Source organism: Pseudomonas sp. AC136, assembly GCF_979258585.1.
The window spans coordinates 1497718-1513145 of the sequence record NZ_OZ409865.1; the positions used below are offsets into that span (position 1 = coordinate 1497718).

Below are 15428 nucleotides of genomic sequence, written 5' to 3' on the forward strand. Positions count from 1 at the left end.
ACGCGTGATGCGCACACTGACCTTCAACGACGCCGTGTCGCCCTGGCACGACCCCACCGAGGAACCCGCCGCGCTGCCTTGTACCAGTTCAGAGCGCGAACTCAGCTACATGCTGCCGCAGCTGGTTTCGCCTTATGAATGCCAGACGCGGCCTTTCATCCCCGACGGCCTCGCCCGCCTGCGCGCCTGGTTCGCGGGTATGTTCGCCCAGCATTAACGCGTCGGCGCCTCGCCCTTTACCGTGGTGCGGAACATCTCGCGGCGCATGCCGTGGTAGTCGGAAATCGGCATATGCCAGGTGCTGCGGTTATCCCAAATTGCCAAGGTGCCTTGGCGCCAACGCATGCGGCAGGTGAAGGCTGGGGAAGTGGCGAGGCTGAACAAATAATCCAGCAACGGCTGCGCCTCGGGCGGGCGCAACCCTTTGATGCCCGAGGTGTAGGCCGGGTTGATAAACAACACCTGCTTGCCGGTTTCCGGGTGGCGCGTCACCAGTGGATGACTGCGCGCCTCGTGGGAGGCGTCGCTGCCATAGCGGATCTGCATGTTCTCCAACAGCGCGTTGTGATTGGCGTTTTTCCCGTAGGCGCGCTCCGGGCTGTGCTCGGCTTCCAGCGGCGCCAGCAGCGCTTTCATGCCAGGCGACAGCCATTCATACGCCAGCGCCAGATTGGCGAAACAGGTATCACCGCCGTAGGCCGGAATGTCGTGGCCGTACAGCAACGTGAAAGCGGGCGGGCATTCCTGGAACGTCCAGTCCGTTTGCCAGGCACCACCAAACACGAACGGCGCTTTCTCGTCCGCCTCCTTCACCACATGCACCACGTGTGGATGGTCTTCCATGCACGTGACGTAGGGCTCGCGGCCGAACTCACCGAACTGCTGCGTCACCCGTTCAAGGTCGCTGACACTTAGCGATTGCCCATGGATAAACAGCACCTTGTGACTGAGCAGCGCCTGGCGCAACTCGGCAAAACCTTCGGCGTTCAACGCGCGTAAATCCAGCCCCTCGACATCGGCGCCCAGCGCGCCAGTGGTTGGCGTCGCGCTGAAATGTTCATAACGGCCGGGTGGATTGCTGCTGGGTAGCGTGTAGATGAATTCGCTCATTTTTTGTTGTTCTCGCTGCGATCAGGTGGGCCCAGCATGGGACGGCTGAGCAGGCGGCTCCATGATCATTCCTGCCATTTCATGATGAACACTGCCAGCGGTTGGACTATAAGAAATGCCAGAACAACAAGAGGCTCGCCCCATGAACTGGCGCCAACACCGCACCCTGACCGGCGTGCGTTACCTGCTCGACACCGCCCAGGCCGAAGGGCTCGACGCCTGCAGTTGCCTGAAAGGCAGCGCCATCACCCTTGTCGACGTGCACACCAGCACCGCCCAGATCGAAGCCTGGCAAGAACTCGCCGTCATCCGAAACCTGCTCGAACACTGCGACCGCCCCGGGCTGGGCTTTCTCGCCGGCCAGCGCTACCACCTGACCTCGCTTGGCCTGCTCGGCTTCACCATGCTCGCCAGCCGCACCCTGCTCGAAGCCTTCGCCTCCTTCAGCCGCTTCCAACTGATGGCACTCACCCTCTGCCCCACCCGCCTGGAACGCGACCGCCGCGGCATGTGGCTGCTGTTCGACTCCAGCGTATTGCCCCGCGACACCTGCGCCTTCGTCGTCGAACGCGGCCTGGCAGGCTCGCTGCAAATCACCAGCGAACTGCTCAAACGCCAAGCCACCCCCCTGGCCGTGGAAATGACCGCCAGCGGCCGCGTAGCGCACAGCGCGTTCCCCTACGGCGTTAGCGTGTCGGCCGAGCGCGACGGCATTCTGTTCTCCACCCAGGAACTGCAAAGCCCCCTGCCCCAAGCTCACATCGACGCCCAGCTACAAGGCTGGGCAATGGTGCCAAGCGCAATGCCAGGAAATCGCCCACCCACAAACCAACGGCCCCACGGCCGGCCAAGTCCAAACCATCCTCATGGCCCACCCCGACACCCTGCTCGCCTGCCGCACCGTCGCCGAACGCTTAGGGCTTTCTGAACGCACCTTGCACCGACGTTTGGCCAGTGAAGGGCACTCGTTTCAACAACTAAATGAACAGATAAAAAAACGCCTGGCCAAACGGCTACTGAGCGAATCGCGGCTGGACGTGAACGCTGTGGCGCAGCGATTGGGGTACGCGGAAGCCGCAAGTTTCTCGCGGGCGTTTAGCCGGTGGACCGGGTATTCGCCGGGGTATTGGCAGCGGGTGGGTGGGGGGAATTGAGGGCGCGTTTTGGGGGCGATTGTTGGTTATAGGGATCGCGGCTAAAGCTGCTCTTACAGGGATTGGTGATCCACTGTGGGGGCGGCTGGGCGGCGTTGCGATTAGCCGAGATCAGATTTGCTCGAATACGCGGATTCCAGACCATTACGCTGCCCCGTAGGAGCTAGCTTGCTTGCTAGCGAACCCTGCAAACGAAATTAGAGAATTGCTGTTCCAGGGTTCGCCACCAAGGTGGCTCCTACAAAAAAGCAGCATTGCGATTAGCCGCGATTGGCGGAGACGGCATAGATTTAGAATAGGGGGGTAGATTTATTATTCGGCTCTGAATTAGAGCTGCTTAATAAATCTGCCCCCTTTTGTCGCTATAAAATAGAGCAACTTAATAAATCTGCCCAATTTTCTACTATTAAATTTCATCCAAAATTAATTTTTCCGCTAGGATTAGTGCCTCTAGAAAACCAGAAAAAGGCACTTTCAACATTGCCTGATCAGGACTAGCAAATATCTCCAACTCAAGATTATCCGCCCCAAGCTCTTGATTTAACTGAGCAACCGGCTCGCCTTTATATTGGATTTCAATCGTGAGTCTTTCATAGCGACTGTCGCTATACTCTAATATTTCAAGATCCAGATCACTATCAACTTTCATTGCTTATTCCTCGGATCCAAAAAGCCAGGGACAAAAAAGGGGACAGATTTATTATTGAACTCTAAATTAGAGCAACTTAATAAATCCGTCCCTTTTTCTATACTGACCGTGCGAATTAAGTGAAAATGGTGCAGGTTTATAATTGAACTCTAAATTAAAGCGACTTGATAAACCTGCCCCCCTTTCGCTTTTCCCTCTCTAAAATGGAGAAATTTATTAATTTCCCCCTCCCTTCCACTTCCCCCAAAACAACTTAATAAACGCGCTCCACTCCTTTATTCTCCTAAGATTTTATCCGCCGCAGGAACTCTTCCATTGCTAGTGGGTCGCGCTCTACTAAGTCACCTATTAAACCTTCAGCCGCCCAGTGTAGAATCATATCCAGCCCATCACCATCTTTGCATAGAACAAAACTGCTAGATAACGACGCATCAATAACGTCCACCTCCAAATCCGACAGAACTACAAAACCACCGTAACCATCATACGGAACAACCCAGTAGTAACGCATACCATCAACCCAATAAATACCAAATACTTCTACGGAATCATTGCGCCCATTTTCTCGAACAATCATATACGCTTACTCAATAGTTGTTCCGGGCTGCAGCGGAGGCGGCAGCTGTTCTGGTGTTGTTATTTTTACGTCGTACGACTTTCCGGTAACGGCATTGTACTGGTAGTGAACGGAGCAAAAAAGGGGACATATTTATTATTGAACTCTAATTAGAGCAACTTAATAACTCTGTCCCTTTTTCTACTTCTATTTCGTGCCGAGCTTTAGAAGTACAAACTCAAAAAGCAGGTCAGTAGTTATTAGAGATTCGAAAATTTGGATGCTTTCGTCACTAGATTTCTCCACAAAACCCTCCTCATCCAACAACGCGGAGAAATCAACAATCCAATCCATATTTGGGATGCGACTGGCTCCTTTGATCTCAAAGCCCTAAATACCCATAATCGCGATATCATTTAACTTACAATATTGGATCAGTCGAACTGAAGCAAAAAAATCAAACAAAGGGATTCCGTTCTACAACAAGGTTGGAGCGATAGATAGTGTTTCTGCAGAAAGTTCGGTTGTGATCATTCCCATGGCGCAATCCATCCCGGGTCATTTTTATTTGAAACTTGCACTATAGCTCCCATCCAAAAAAAGGGGACAGATTTATTTTTGAACTCTAAATTAGAGCAACTTAATAAATCTGTCCCCTTTTCTACTCTCCATAATCATTCCTAACTAGTACGGGAAAGCAGTCTGAACATACTATCCCAAAAATTTGTTTTGATTGCCGATGCTAGAGCGCCTGAGACGTTTGTTCCAATCACCTTACCTGCGTTGCACTCAGTAACGTGCCCTCATAGAAAAGAGGACAGATGCATCATTAAACTATAAATTAGAGCAACTTAGTAAAACCGCCCCTTCTCGCTTCCTTTTTCAATATTTGCCTTTAGACCATAAGCTCTTTTGAGACATTTCCTGTGAATGCAAATTCTGTAAAAACAGCACCGACCAGCTTTATGTCCCGCGTGGCTGCCGTTACAGGATATTTTTCACCGAGAATGCTGACAGTGACAATTTCTTTTTTCGCACCAGGACTATTTAACGTCCTGACACGATGATCACCTTCTGCATTACACTCACTAAGCATCAGTAAAAAATTTCCGTTTTCCGCATATAACGCCAATTCATAAGGGTCCAGTTGAGGTGCGGGCACGGGCTTAATCTTGACAACTGCAGCGCCTATGGAAATCGAGAGTAATAATTCGCGAATCACCAAATCGCCGGGATCAACTATTATCTCAAACTGTTGGCGACCGCCATCAGCGCCAATGGTGTAGCCGCCTAAAATAAAACTTGAGACCTCCTTTATTAAGCAGTAAGAAAAGGGACAGTTTTATTATTGAACTCTAAATTAAAGCAACTTAATAAATCTGCTCCCTTTTCTCCTCTTTTACCTCATAGCTCCCACTATTTCGTACCGAGCTTTAGAAGCACAAACTCAAAAAGCAGGTCCGTAGTTATTAGAGATTCAAAAATTTTGATGCTTTCGCCACTAGATTTCTCCACAAAACCCTCCTCATCCAACAGCGCGGAGAAATCAATAATCCAATCCATATTTGGAATGCGATTGGCTCCTTTGATCTCAAAGCCTTCAATACCCAGAATCGCGATATCATTTAACTTACAATATTGGATCAGTCGAACTGAAGCAAAAAAATCAAACAAAGGGATTCCGTTCCACAACAAGGTTGGAGCGATAGGTAGTGTTTCTGCAGAAAGTTCGGCTGTGATCATTCCCATGGCGCAATCCATCCCGGGTCATTTTTATTTTAAACTTGCACTATAGCTCCCGCCCGGTCATTCTAACTACGTGTGAAAAAAAGGGGACAGATTTATTATTAAACTCTAAATTAAAGCAGCTTAATAAAGCTGCCCCCCTTTTCTTCTAAACATCTAAACCTTCCGCTTCCATTAGCTCCTTCAACCTCAATGCAATCGCTGAGGCCTCCTTCACGGGAACCCCCCACTCTCAAGCGGTACTCCCGAGAGTCCAATGTAGCAAATGACTCACGGAGGCAAGCCGAAAGAAGCTCTAGCTCACAGGAGCTTAACTGCAACAAAAGATCCGACTCGCCAATTCTTTTTAAGTCCATGACCATTCTCAATAAGGGCTTGTTTGACCAGGAAGCAAAAAAGGGGATAGATTTATTATTGAACTCTAAATTAGAGCAACTTAATAAATCTGTCCCCTTTTCTGCGGACCATCAAATTTTAGGCACTATCGCAAAAACCGCCTCCGGCATTAGGCAGCTAAAAATATAACTCTTTGCCTTATCTGAACTGCGCTTAGAAAAAACAGAATCAGACTCATCGGGCTCTTGGCGGCAGTACCAACTGTCGTACGTCTGCTCTGCTTTCTCGCCAACCAATCTGTATACATCCCCTCCAAGAATCGCAATTCCGAGAGCCTTGAGTTCATAAATAGCATGTAAAGCCTCATCACGACCTAGGGCCCAGTTCCGCACCCCAAAACTCTCTAGGGATATACCTCTACTTAGAATCGGATCAATTTCCTCCGACCATATAAGACTCATTGACACTCCACCGAGGTCGGCCTGAAGAAAAAAGGGACAGCAACTCAATAAATCTGCTCCCTTTTCGCCTTTTTTACTCCATAGTTACCACTATTTCGCACCGAGTTTTAGAAGTACAAACTCAAAAAGCAGGTCAGTAGTTATTAGAGATTCAAAAATATGAATGCTTTCGTCACTAGATTTCTCCACGAAACCCTCCTCATCCAACAGCGCAGAGAAATCAATAATCCAATCCATATTTGGATTGCGACTGGCTCCTTTGACCTCAAAGCCTTCAATGCCAAGAATTGCGATATCATTTAACTTACAATATTGGATCAGTCGAATTGAAGCAAAAAAATCAAACAAATGGATTCCGTTCCACAACAACGTTGGAGCGATAGGTAGTGTTTCTGCAGAAACTTCGACTGTGATCATTCCCATGGCGCAATCCATCCCGGGTCATTTTTATTTGTGTGGGGAAAAGGGGACAGATTTATTATTGAACCCTGAATTAAATAAACTTAACAGATCCGCCTTTTTCCTCTTAGCTCCCGCATTACCCATCCGATAAAATCTTGAGATGTTTACGTTATTTTTGTATATCAGGGATAAATACTTCGACCTCATTAAAGCTGGAAAAAGCGTGACAGATCTCAACCAGGTCCGCCGGACATATATTATAAAGCCGCAAATATAAATTGCTAATTTTACCGTTTTTATCGCAAATAATCAGCATATCCATCTTACGACCAAAATACTTTTTAATACCAGAATAGGTCTCGACCAGTTCAAGACCGAAAACATTTATCAAATAATCCGCCAAATCGCTTGACAGTCGGCTAGAACTTATAAACTCCCACCCATCCTCGCCGAAAAGTTTTCGCGCACCATTAGGAATTATAAAAACCGCTTGATATGGCCGTGTCATTGCATTACTCCCAAACCTCTACAGGTATCTTATCTAAGCCCGCTTTCTTGGCCGCCTCAGTTCTATGATGGCCGTCTTGGATTTCTAATCGCCCTGTACTAGCGTTTCTCCAAGCATCAACAGGCTTGCTCGGATCAAATCCATTCTTCTCCATATCCTTGGCGAGTCGCTTGATTTGTGATCCAGACATTTCAGACTGAACTGTGCAAAAAGGGGACGGATTTATTATTGAACTCTAAATTAAACCAACTTAATAAATCTGTCCCCTTTTCTACTCAGTAGTAGCTACTTCCCCGCCCCCTTCTGTACCGACTAATTATCGGCTATGGGCAGTACTCCACCGTATAATCACTCTCTAGTTCTTGTTGTATCGATTTGGCCAGTTGCATCCCTTCGGCTATGTGCCGAAGCTCTGCCTCACACGTGGTAAAACCAGAGTCTGGTGGGTAGTCACTGTTGAATGTCGCCTGATACTCACCGTCCCATTTATTAATTTTGGCCCTCAAATCTTGAGAAATCGGCAGATCTTCAATATCAATGTGCCCCATGCTATCCGGATCTGGGCAGAATATCGGCCCAGCCAAATACTCACTTGCTAGTCTCAACCTGATCATGGCAATGGTTTCCAATAACTGACCGGATTAGCTCGAACCACGAAGCCGTTTGAGCCAACCCCAACAGCAATATTTTGTTCAACACCATTGTAAGTGATGCGATAAACGTTAGCCGAACCATTGATCCCGACAACTTGTCCACGCTAAAGAGCATTCATCACAACATTTAGAATGTCATCCCGGGAGACTCCTTTATTGATAAAGTCGACTTCGTGTCTCTTGTAGATGTGTTGCAAACGGGCGGCATCAGTGCAAAAAAGGGGACAGATTTATTATTGAACTCTGTCGGCTCGATTACGTTCTGACATGATGCACAGACAGGGCCTGTCGCACCGATACCAACAACTTTCAATCCGTTAGCGTTAGCATAGCTGACAATATCCGCTTCTGCGTGGCCAGTTCCAACAACTACCTTCTCGCCTTCTTGCAAACTCACTCCAGGACGGAGATAGCCCCGAGGTTCACTTGTACTGACTAGAACAGAGCGAACACCATTCGCATCTTCTACTACCGCAACACCCATAGTTATTCGGCCTTGAGAGTTCGCTGGTATTTGTGACTGAATTTCACTTACAGGATTTTGGACGAGGGTTGATGGATCGTCATAGGCAAGACCTCGCTCTAAGGATGTACGTGCTTCTTTTGGCCAACTAAGAAATCACGTCAAGACGACCACAGGAAAACCAAATCAAATCGCCGACCCTAATTTCTCCGGGCAAAACGTCATCTAATTCAACGACAACCGAGCCAACCATTACTAACCGCTCTTTTAGATCAATTACCTCAGCCAGAAACTCATGAGCAAAACTTTCACCTAAACGTTGCAAGAGTGGCCGAGCACTCGATTCCGCCTTGGTTACTCCCCTAATCAAGATGGCAAGCAAAGGCTCGCGCAGGCGATCCCCCACCTGCATGCTGCATGGATGAGAAAAAGCAACGCACTCAAGATTTTCATCACCAATTGTCAGCATTGCCTCTTGCGCATCTTCAGAAATCCATTCACACCGCTTAACGATCATTTAGAAAACCCTAAACTAGGTGCTTTTCTTGCCAGCTCACTTACAGACTTAATATGGAATGTAGTGATATTTCCTGTCGCCTTATCCAGACCTACAAACCCATATTTAGCACTTCCCTCGCCGCCAATTAGCCTTACATAACCATTCATTTCCGGAACAAATGTTCCGTTTTTAATCACATGATTTGCATCATCTAGATAATTTTTAAGATTATAAGAGCTCCGGCCAAATGCCTCCATCAACTCTGAGCCATGCTTTCCGAAGTGCTGAGCCGCTTCATCACCCTTGAAAAACTTTGTTGCTGGGGAGTGAGTCAGGAGCTTAGGGCCATCATCGACAACAAGGTTCCCACCGGTCTGGCCTGTCGCTTTTGAACCCCTGTCCGCTATGTCTGCCACTACGACCGGCACACCCCCAACCTGCCCTTTCGGCAACTCCCCATTCGCCACAGGCGCCGCTTTAAAATCGACCCACTTCCCCCCAACCCAGGCGACAAGCTTTCCGCCAATTCCTGCGACCAACAGTCCCGTCGCGCTGTCGAACAGCATCCCGCCGGTAGCCCCTGCGGGCAACGTTGCTACGTTGTCGAGTGCGCTTTCGATGGACTGCGCGGGGATGGGGCTGGTTATCCAGTCGACGGTAGCGCCAGGGATGCTGACTACGCCGTTGAACACGCCGTTTATTAGGTCCAGCGGGTGTGAAACGGTGTCCCACACACGGCCTGGCAAGGTGCCGGCCGCTTCTTTGGCGCCGGAGGTCATTTCTCGAAAGATAAAGCCGGTCTGTGTAGCGGCAGGATCACCGACTACCACTTGGCTCTTGTCGATATTTCCCCAGTAGGCGTTGATGCCTTCTTCGTAGTCTTGCCGCGCCCACCCTTCTACATAGGCTTTCTCCTGGAGTGCCCGGCCGTAGTCGTACATCTGTTGGTCGCGCAGTTTGCTCAGCTGATCGGTCGCGCGGGTGATATCGTCTTTACAGGCCTGAGCAGCACTGGCCGAGCCTTCGCAGGCGGCTCGCGCTTTGTCTGCCTCCTCGACTTCGTGATGCAGCAGCCAGTTGTATTGTGTGCTGTTTTGCGCAACCCACGACCCCGTCTGCAGGTCCTGCTCGTCCCCACCCTGAACCGTCGCGGTCATCACGCCGATAAGCTGTGAGTTCATCACCAGCAGGGCTTTTTTGTGGTCGGGGTCCATCTGGCCGTATTGGTTGGCCAGGGCATCGACCACGGCCTCGTTTACGCCCGCTGCCAACGCGCCGGTTTTGAAGCTGCCACCCGCTGCTTCGGCTGCCAGACCGCCCATGACGGCATGCAGGGCGATTTTCGCGGGGCTGCCGTCTTTGAAATCCCAGTTGGTTGCGCTGGTCAGGTCGCCGATCAGGTTGAAGCCGGCGGCTGCGAAGGTGTTGGCGAGCGAGGCTTGCAGGGCGTCGCCCAGGCTCCCTTCGCGGCCCAGCATTTTGTTCAACACCGCCGAGGTGCTGTTTTGCAGCATTTGGTTGGCGGCGAACTGCCCAACGCCTTGCAGGCTGCTGAGCCCGCCGCTGGCGTTGGCGACGCCGACGGCGCCGGTGTTGGCCAGGGCGCCGTTGGTGGCGTCGGTGAGGGCTGGGGCCGGGCCGGTGGTGGTGCCGGTCCAGTCGTTGAAGATGCCAGCGGTCAAGCCGGCGGTTATGCCGGCGACGGCGTAGTTCTTGAGGCTGTTGCTGTTGAAGGTTTCTTTGGCGGCAGCGGCGAGGTTGCCTTTGTTGTTGATGGTGCTGACGGTGGCTGTGCCAGCAGCTGAGGTGAGCATGGCCGAGCCGGCGACGTTGGCCCAGCCGGCGGCGGTCGCGTCTGCGGCCACCGTGGCGGCCGTACCCGCAGCGAAAGCGCCACCTCCGGCACCGCCTGCGAGCGTGCCGATCAGCCCGGACGCCGCGCCTGCGGTGAAGTAGGCGACGATGATGATAATGACGATGGTGGCCGGTCCGCCCAGCCCGGAATGGCTGTCGTGCCATTTGTCATGCAGCTCTTTGACCTGCCGCCAGTCGACGTCGCCGCGCGCTTCGACGTCTTTTAGCCAGGCCATGCTCGGGTCGGCTTGCACCATGGCGTCGATGGATTGGCTGACGGTTTCTTTGTTGATCTGCTTGACGTCGATGTGCAGACCTTTGACGGCCTCGATGAGCACTTCGCCCTTGGCGCTGAGTTGGCTCTGGCGCAGGGTTTCGTCGACGCGGCCTTTGTTGTCCAGGCTGGTCCACACCCAGCTGTTGCTGCTCTTTTCGTGACTTTCGGAGTGGCTGTCGGCTACCGCTTCGAAGGTGATGGCGCCGCCGCTGTCGAGGCTCAGGTCGCCAGCGCTGTCGAGGGTGGCTTTGCGGTAGAGCTGGTCGCCGCCACTTTCCAGGGTCAGGTCGCCGCCTGTGGTGATGGCGCTGCCGACGTTGCGCACATCGGTTACTTCATCGCGCTTGCCGGATTTTCGGCCCCATGAGCCTTTTTTCGATTTGTCGCTAAGGCTGTAGTCGCTGTCTTCGGCAGAGATAACGGCCAGTTGCTCACCGGCGTAGAGGTAGGCTTCCTTCCCGGCCGTTAGCTCGCTGGCGCTGATGATCAGGTTATTGTCCGCGCTGACTTCCAGGTCGCCTCCGGCTTCAATCACGCTGGCTTGCTGGCGGACGGTGCTGGTTTCTTTGGTGACCTTTTTGCCGTTGCCTTTGTAGCGGTACTCGCTGCTGGATTCGTCGGCGGCGGCGCTGAGGGTGACGTCGTGGCCAGCTTGCAATGCGACGTCGCCACCGGCTTTCACCTCGCTGGCGATCACGGCCAGGTCATTGCCTGCGTTGACGTGAAGATCGCCGCCCACTTGCACGTCGCTGCCGTACTGCGACGTGCTGCTGGTCTCCCAGGCGTGGCGTTTGTCTTTGCGCATCTGGCTGTCTTGGGCTTCAGCCGAGCCGATCACCACGTCGCCACCGGCTTTGAGCTCGGCATTGCCGCCCGCTTTCAACTGGCTGCCGAGGTTGACGATGTCGCCGCCAGCGGAAAGGTGAAGATCGTTGGCCGCTTCGATGCTGGCCGCGTTATCGACAACGCTGGTGACCTGGCTAAAGCCTTTGCCGCGGCGTGCGTCGGTGGTGACGGTGCGCTGGTTGAGGATGTCGCCGGTCAGCGCGGTGAGGCTGACGTCTTTGCCGGCAATGACGCCGCCTTGGGCGTTGTGAATGCTGTCGGCGGCGAGCATCGACAAGCGCTCGTTGGCTTGCATCAGGCCGCCGTTGCCGATGGTTTCGGCGCTCACGGTCAGGTTGTTGCTGGCGCGCAGGGTGCCGCTGTTGAGTAGCGCGGCGCCGCTGACCAGCGTGACGTCGTGGCCCTGAATCAAAGCGCCATTAGGTGCCAGGCGATCGGTGGCCTGGGCGAGGTAGAGCACGGGCACCAGCACTTTCTGGCCGTCTATTTCCTGCTCTTGCATCCAGACGATGTCATGGGTGAGCGCGGCGACTTGTTCGGCGCTCAGAGCGATGCCGGGCACCAGGTTGAGCGCGGTCTTGCTGGCGATGGCGTTGTCCATCAGGTATCGGAATTGCGCTTCGTCGGAACTCAGGCCGTCGAGGAAGCGTTTGCCGGTGCGCGCGGCAATGGCTTGTTGAACCAGACGCTGCTCGTACAGGCCGTCGCCGAGGCGGCGCTGAGTTACGTCCTGGTTGTAGCCGATGGTGTTGAGCAGGTAGTCGGAGCTGAGGAAGCCGCGCAGCGAGGCAAAGGCTGGATTGGTTTCCACCAGGAATGGGTGGCTGCTATCGGTGTTGACGTGAAACAGGCCGTTGTGACCTTGCGGCAAGTTGAAGGCCGGCAGCGTTACCGGTTGCTGGGTGGCGTCCGGCACTAACTGCGGGTTGAGCTGCACCACCACCGGCCGACTGGCGTCCGCTACCGCGTCGGTGCCTTGCGCGCCGCCGAGCTGGGGCGCTTGGTGGGCAATCACGGACGCGTTGGTGATGGGCTGGGTGGCCTGGATGGTGACCGCGCCGCCAGCTTGGATAATGGCCGGCGCGGCGATAGCGCCTGGGGTTTGGGTTTCGATGTCGCTGACTAGCGTCCAGCGGCCGAAGTAGGCAGGCAGAACCTTTGGAAAACCCTGGGCGTTGTAAGGGTCGACGTAGTTGTCGCGGAAGCGCTCATCCGAACCATCGGAAATGCGTCCGGTGTTGTAGCGGCGCACGCGCTCCAACGTGCCGGTGGTGGCGCCCATGTTTTCCAGGCTAGTGGCGGTGATGGAAATGGCACCGCTGGCGGCGATGGTGCTGTAGTGGTTGGCGAGCTCGCCGCCCTTAATATCCAGGTTGCCACCGCTACTGATACGCGCAGCCGCCGAGTCTTCAACAACGCTGGTTTCGAAAACCTCCCTGGCGATGTAATCGACGTTGTGGTGACCGCCGCCGCAGTCGAAGCAGTTGACGCTGACCCAGCCGTGAATTTGAGTGTTTTCGGTGCGGAACAGGTCTTTGCGGTTGGTGAGCACAGCCGCCCGCAGGCTCATGTCACCCGTGCTTTCGATGCTGCCAGAGCGGTTTTCCAACAGGCTGAGCAGGTTGTCGCTGTCGTCTTTGGCGATGCTGAGCCGACCCAGACTGAACACGTCTGCCGACCTGTTGGTAAAACGGTCGAGGCGCAGCGTCATGTCCTGCCCGCTGAAGATCAGCCCGCCGTCGTTAAGCAGGCTTGTGCCTTCAAGGCGCAGCGTTCCTGCCGCGCCCAATGTGCCGTGGTTCTGCAGGCTTTCAGCTCGGGCAATCAGACCTTTGCCCGCTGTCAGTGCCCCCCGGTTGCTGAACACACCGCTCACGGTGAAGTCGGCATTGCCGCCGATAGTCCACACCGCCTTTGCGCCCGTTTCCAGGCGCGCGGCGATCACCGTCAGGTCGCCTTGGCTCAGCAGCGAGCCGTCACCGCTGTACGCGTCGGTGAGCGTAAGGGCGAACTGGCTGCCGAGGTGGCGCACGGTGCCGAGTTGGTTGCTGAGGCTGGCGCTGGTGAGGCTGAGGGTGGCGTTGCCGACTTCGACCAGGCCGCCATCGTTGCTGAACAGGCCGCCTATTTCAAACGCGCTGGTGCCGCTGCGGCCGAGGGCGCGCAGCTTGCCGCCGCTGTTGCTGACGCTGCCGGCTTTGAGTTGCAAGGCGGTGGCAGATTCGACCAGACCATCGGCGTTGTTGAGGTGGCCGCCGAGGTTCAGGCCGACGGTGTTGGCGCCAACGGTGCCGTCGCTGTTGTTCAAGCTGGCGGCGTTAACGGTGAGCTCGGTTTTGGCCAGCAGACTGCCGCCCTGGTTGCTGAGGGCGCCAGCGGTCAGGACGACGCTCGCGCCTCGCAGCGTACCGGCGCTGTTGTCGGCGTGGTTGGCGGTCATGGTCAGCGCGCTGCCGTCCGCCTGCACGGTGCCGCCCGCGTTGTTCAGCGTTTTGGCGGTGAGGGTCAGGCCGTCGGTTTTGCTCAGCAGCAGGCCGTCGGCGCTGTTGTTGAGGGTGTCGGCCAGGGTGAGGCTCAGGGCTTTGTTGCTGGCGAGGGTGCCGGCGCGGTTGTCGAGGTTGTCGGCGGTGACGGTGAGGGTTTTCTGGCCGACGAGCGTGCCGCCACGGTTGTCGAGGGTGGTAGCTTTTACGCTGGCATCGCCCACGGCGACGATGGTTTTGCCGGCGTTGTTGAGGTGTTGCAGATCGGTGTTCAAACGCCCTTGCGAGCTGACGCTGCCGTTGTTGTTTAGCGTGCCGCCGTGGATATCGAGTAGTGCCGCGCTGTTGCCGCTGCCGTCGGCTTTTACCCCGGCTTCGAGGCTGCCGTTGTTGGTGATGGCGGCGCTTGTGAGGCTCAGGTTGGCGCCGCTGGCGAGGCTGCTGGCGATGTCGATCTGGTCGGCGGTCAGCGTGGCGTTTTGCGTGGCGTACACGCTGTCGGTGAGGTCGATGTGCTTGGCGGTGGCGCTCACGCTGCCGGCACTGGCAACGCGGGCGACGGTGAGTTTGCCGTTGGCGTCGATGTGGATGTCGCCGCCGCTGGCGGCCATGTCGGCGGCGAGTTTTACGCCCACGCCGGCCTCGGTGCCGACCAGGCGGATGGCGCCGGCGTACATGCCGCCGAGCGCGGAGCTGTCGATGGCCAGCAGCGGCTTGGCGCTGCCGTCGTCGGCCTTGGCGGTGGCGGCCAGAGTGGTCGCATCCACTTCGTTGCGGCCGGCGATGATGTTCAGGCGCTGGGCTTGCAGCTCGGCGTTGAGTTTGGCGCTGCGGGTGATGAGGTCGAACTGGCTGATGTTCGACGCGTTGAGGCCGGCGCCTTCGATGTTGATTTCGCCGCCGTTGACGTCGAAGTGGTCGAGCTTGCCGTTGTCGATGACCGGCGTGCCGGTGGTGAGTGTGGCGCGCGGGGTGTTGATGAAGCCGCAGCCGTCGCAGGTGATGCCATGGGGGTTGGCGACCACGACATGAGCGCCCTGCCCGGCCACTTCGGTGTAGCCCTTGAGCTGGCTTTGGTTGCCGCCGGTGACTTCGTTGAGGATCAGGTTCGCGGCACGACCGTTGAGGTTGCTGTTGCCGAGAATTACGCCGCCCAGTTGCGTGTCATTGAATGGGCCGGTGCCGTTATTGAGGATCAGGCCTGGCTTGCCGACGTTGTAGTCGGTGAATTTGTTGTGGGACAGGCCGCTGGCGTTGGGTGTGGCGATGTTGATGATCGGCACGCCGTTAGCCGCTTGGGTGATGGCAGCGTTGCCTGCGGCGTTGGGGTCGAGGGTGAGTTCAGCAGCGGTGCTGACAAGCGGATTGAGGAACAAGACGCCCGCGAGCAGGCGGGCGATTGAGCGGAAGAGCGGACTGGTTACGTCCATG

At 54.8% G+C, this 15428-nt stretch carries 14 protein-coding genes; 3 read left to right on the forward strand and 11 right to left on the reverse strand.

What is annotated here, in order from left to right; translation table 11 throughout:
• The first annotated feature begins 7 nt into the window (after positions 1 to 7).
• Entirely contained in the window at positions 8 to 217 is a 210-nt protein-coding gene (locus ACZZZU_RS06680; protein WP_122493716.1) for a hypothetical protein, read from the forward strand.
• Here the strand turns inward: ACZZZU_RS06680 and ACZZZU_RS06685 are convergent.
• Positions 214 to 1110, reverse strand: a complete 897-nt coding sequence (locus ACZZZU_RS06685; protein WP_463550147.1) for a TauD/TfdA dioxygenase family protein — start codon at positions 1108 to 1110, stop codon at positions 214 to 216. The two genes, ACZZZU_RS06680 and ACZZZU_RS06685, sit on opposite strands and share 4 nt — an antisense overlap.
• Positions 1111 to 1252: 142 nt before the next feature.
• Here ACZZZU_RS06685 and ACZZZU_RS06690 point away from each other — a divergent pair, with 142 nt between their 5' ends.
• Both ACZZZU_RS06690 and ACZZZU_RS06695 read left to right on the forward strand, forming a co-directional pair.
• Positions 1253 to 2038, forward strand: a complete 786-nt coding sequence (locus ACZZZU_RS06690; protein WP_463550148.1) for an AraC family transcriptional regulator ligand-binding domain-containing protein — start codon at positions 1253 to 1255, stop codon at positions 2036 to 2038.
• Positions 1977 to 2264, forward strand: coding sequence for a helix-turn-helix transcriptional regulator (locus ACZZZU_RS06695; RefSeq protein ID WP_463550149.1), 288 nt, complete (start codon positions 1977 to 1979; stop codon positions 2262 to 2264). Before ACZZZU_RS06690 ends, ACZZZU_RS06695 begins: the two co-directional genes overlap by 62 nt.
• A gap of 406 nt (positions 2265 to 2670) precedes the next feature.
• On the opposite strand, the gene ACZZZU_RS06700 is transcribed toward ACZZZU_RS06695, so the two are convergent.
• From ACZZZU_RS06700 to ACZZZU_RS06745, 10 genes are all read right to left on the reverse strand, one after another.
• Positions 2671 to 2913: a hypothetical protein gene (locus ACZZZU_RS06700; protein WP_463550150.1), complete on the reverse strand. Its 243-nt coding sequence runs from the start codon at positions 2911 to 2913 to the stop codon at positions 2671 to 2673.
• A 283-nt stretch (positions 2914 to 3196) separates the two neighbouring features.
• On the reverse strand, positions 3197 to 3490 hold the full coding sequence (locus ACZZZU_RS06705) for a hypothetical protein (RefSeq protein WP_463550151.1): 294 nt from the start codon (positions 3488 to 3490) through the stop codon (positions 3197 to 3199).
• 874 nt (positions 3491 to 4364) lie between these two features.
• The gene (locus ACZZZU_RS06710) at positions 4365 to 4787 is read right to left on the reverse strand and encodes a DUF6911 family protein (protein ID WP_463552114.1); all 423 of its coding nucleotides are present in this window, start codon (positions 4785 to 4787) and stop codon (positions 4365 to 4367) included.
• 98 nt (positions 4788 to 4885) lie between these two features.
• Complete coding sequence (locus ACZZZU_RS06715) at positions 4886 to 5218, reverse strand: hypothetical protein (RefSeq protein ID WP_463550152.1); 333 nt, start codon at positions 5216 to 5218, stop codon at positions 4886 to 4888.
• A 464-nt stretch (positions 5219 to 5682) separates the two neighbouring features.
• Complete coding sequence (gene imm40, locus ACZZZU_RS06720; protein ID WP_463550153.1) at positions 5683 to 6012, reverse strand: Imm40 family immunity protein; 330 nt, start codon at positions 6010 to 6012, stop codon at positions 5683 to 5685.
• Between the two features lie 90 nt (positions 6013 to 6102).
• Positions 6103 to 6435, reverse strand: coding sequence for a hypothetical protein (locus tag ACZZZU_RS06725; protein ID WP_463550154.1), 333 nt, complete (start codon positions 6433 to 6435; stop codon positions 6103 to 6105).
• Between the two features lie 148 nt (positions 6436 to 6583).
• Complete coding sequence (locus ACZZZU_RS06730) at positions 6584 to 6922, reverse strand: hypothetical protein (RefSeq protein WP_463550155.1); 339 nt, start codon at positions 6920 to 6922, stop codon at positions 6584 to 6586.
• Positions 6923 to 7245: 323 nt separating this feature from the next.
• A complete protein-coding gene (locus ACZZZU_RS06735) occupies positions 7246 to 7551 on the reverse strand; it encodes a hypothetical protein (protein WP_463550156.1) in 306 nt (101 codons plus the stop codon).
• 635 nt (positions 7552 to 8186) lie between these two features.
• The gene (locus ACZZZU_RS06740; protein WP_463550157.1) at positions 8187 to 8555 is read right to left on the reverse strand and encodes a hypothetical protein; all 369 of its coding nucleotides are present in this window, start codon (positions 8553 to 8555) and stop codon (positions 8187 to 8189) included.
• Positions 8552 to 15427, reverse strand: a complete 6876-nt coding sequence (locus ACZZZU_RS06745) for a two-partner secretion domain-containing protein (protein ID WP_463550158.1) — start codon at positions 15425 to 15427, stop codon at positions 8552 to 8554. Before ACZZZU_RS06745 ends, ACZZZU_RS06740 begins: the two co-directional genes overlap by 4 nt.
• Position 15428 lies beyond the last annotated feature (1 nt).

Coding starts and splice junctions, on each gene's coding strand:
- ACZZZU_RS06730 (WP_463550155.1), bottom strand. CDS start 6,922: ATGACACGGCCATATCAAGCGGTTTTTATAATTCCTAATGGTGCGCGA.
- ACZZZU_RS06680 (WP_122493716.1), top strand. CDS start 8: ATGCGCACACTGACCTTCAACGACGCCGTGTCGCCCTGGCACGACCCC.
- ACZZZU_RS06740 (WP_463550157.1), bottom strand. CDS start 8,555: ATGATCGTTAAGCGGTGTGAATGGATTTCTGAAGATGCGCAAGAGGCA.
- ACZZZU_RS06725 (WP_463550154.1), bottom strand. CDS start 6,435: ATGGGAATGATCACAGTCGAAGTTTCTGCAGAAACACTACCTATCGCT.
- ACZZZU_RS06705 (WP_463550151.1), bottom strand. CDS start 3,490: ATGATTGTTCGAGAAAATGGGCGCAATGATTCCGTAGAAGTATTTGGT.
- ACZZZU_RS06690 (WP_463550148.1), top strand. CDS start 1,253: ATGAACTGGCGCCAACACCGCACCCTGACCGGCGTGCGTTACCTGCTC.
- imm40 (WP_463550153.1), bottom strand. CDS start 6,012: ATGAGTCTTATATGGTCGGAGGAAATTGATCCGATTCTAAGTAGAGGT.
- ACZZZU_RS06715 (WP_463550152.1), bottom strand. CDS start 5,218: ATGGGAATGATCACAGCCGAACTTTCTGCAGAAACACTACCTATCGCT.
- ACZZZU_RS06685 (WP_463550147.1), bottom strand. CDS start 1,110: ATGAGCGAATTCATCTACACGCTACCCAGCAGCAATCCACCCGGCCGT.
- ACZZZU_RS06695 (WP_463550149.1), top strand. CDS start 1,977: ATGGCCCACCCCGACACCCTGCTCGCCTGCCGCACCGTCGCCGAACGC.
- ACZZZU_RS06700 (WP_463550150.1), bottom strand. CDS start 2,913: ATGAAAGTTGATAGTGATCTGGATCTTGAAATATTAGAGTATAGCGAC.
- ACZZZU_RS06745 (WP_463550158.1), bottom strand. CDS start 15,427: ATGGACGTAACCAGTCCGCTCTTCCGCTCAATCGCCCGCCTGCTCGCG.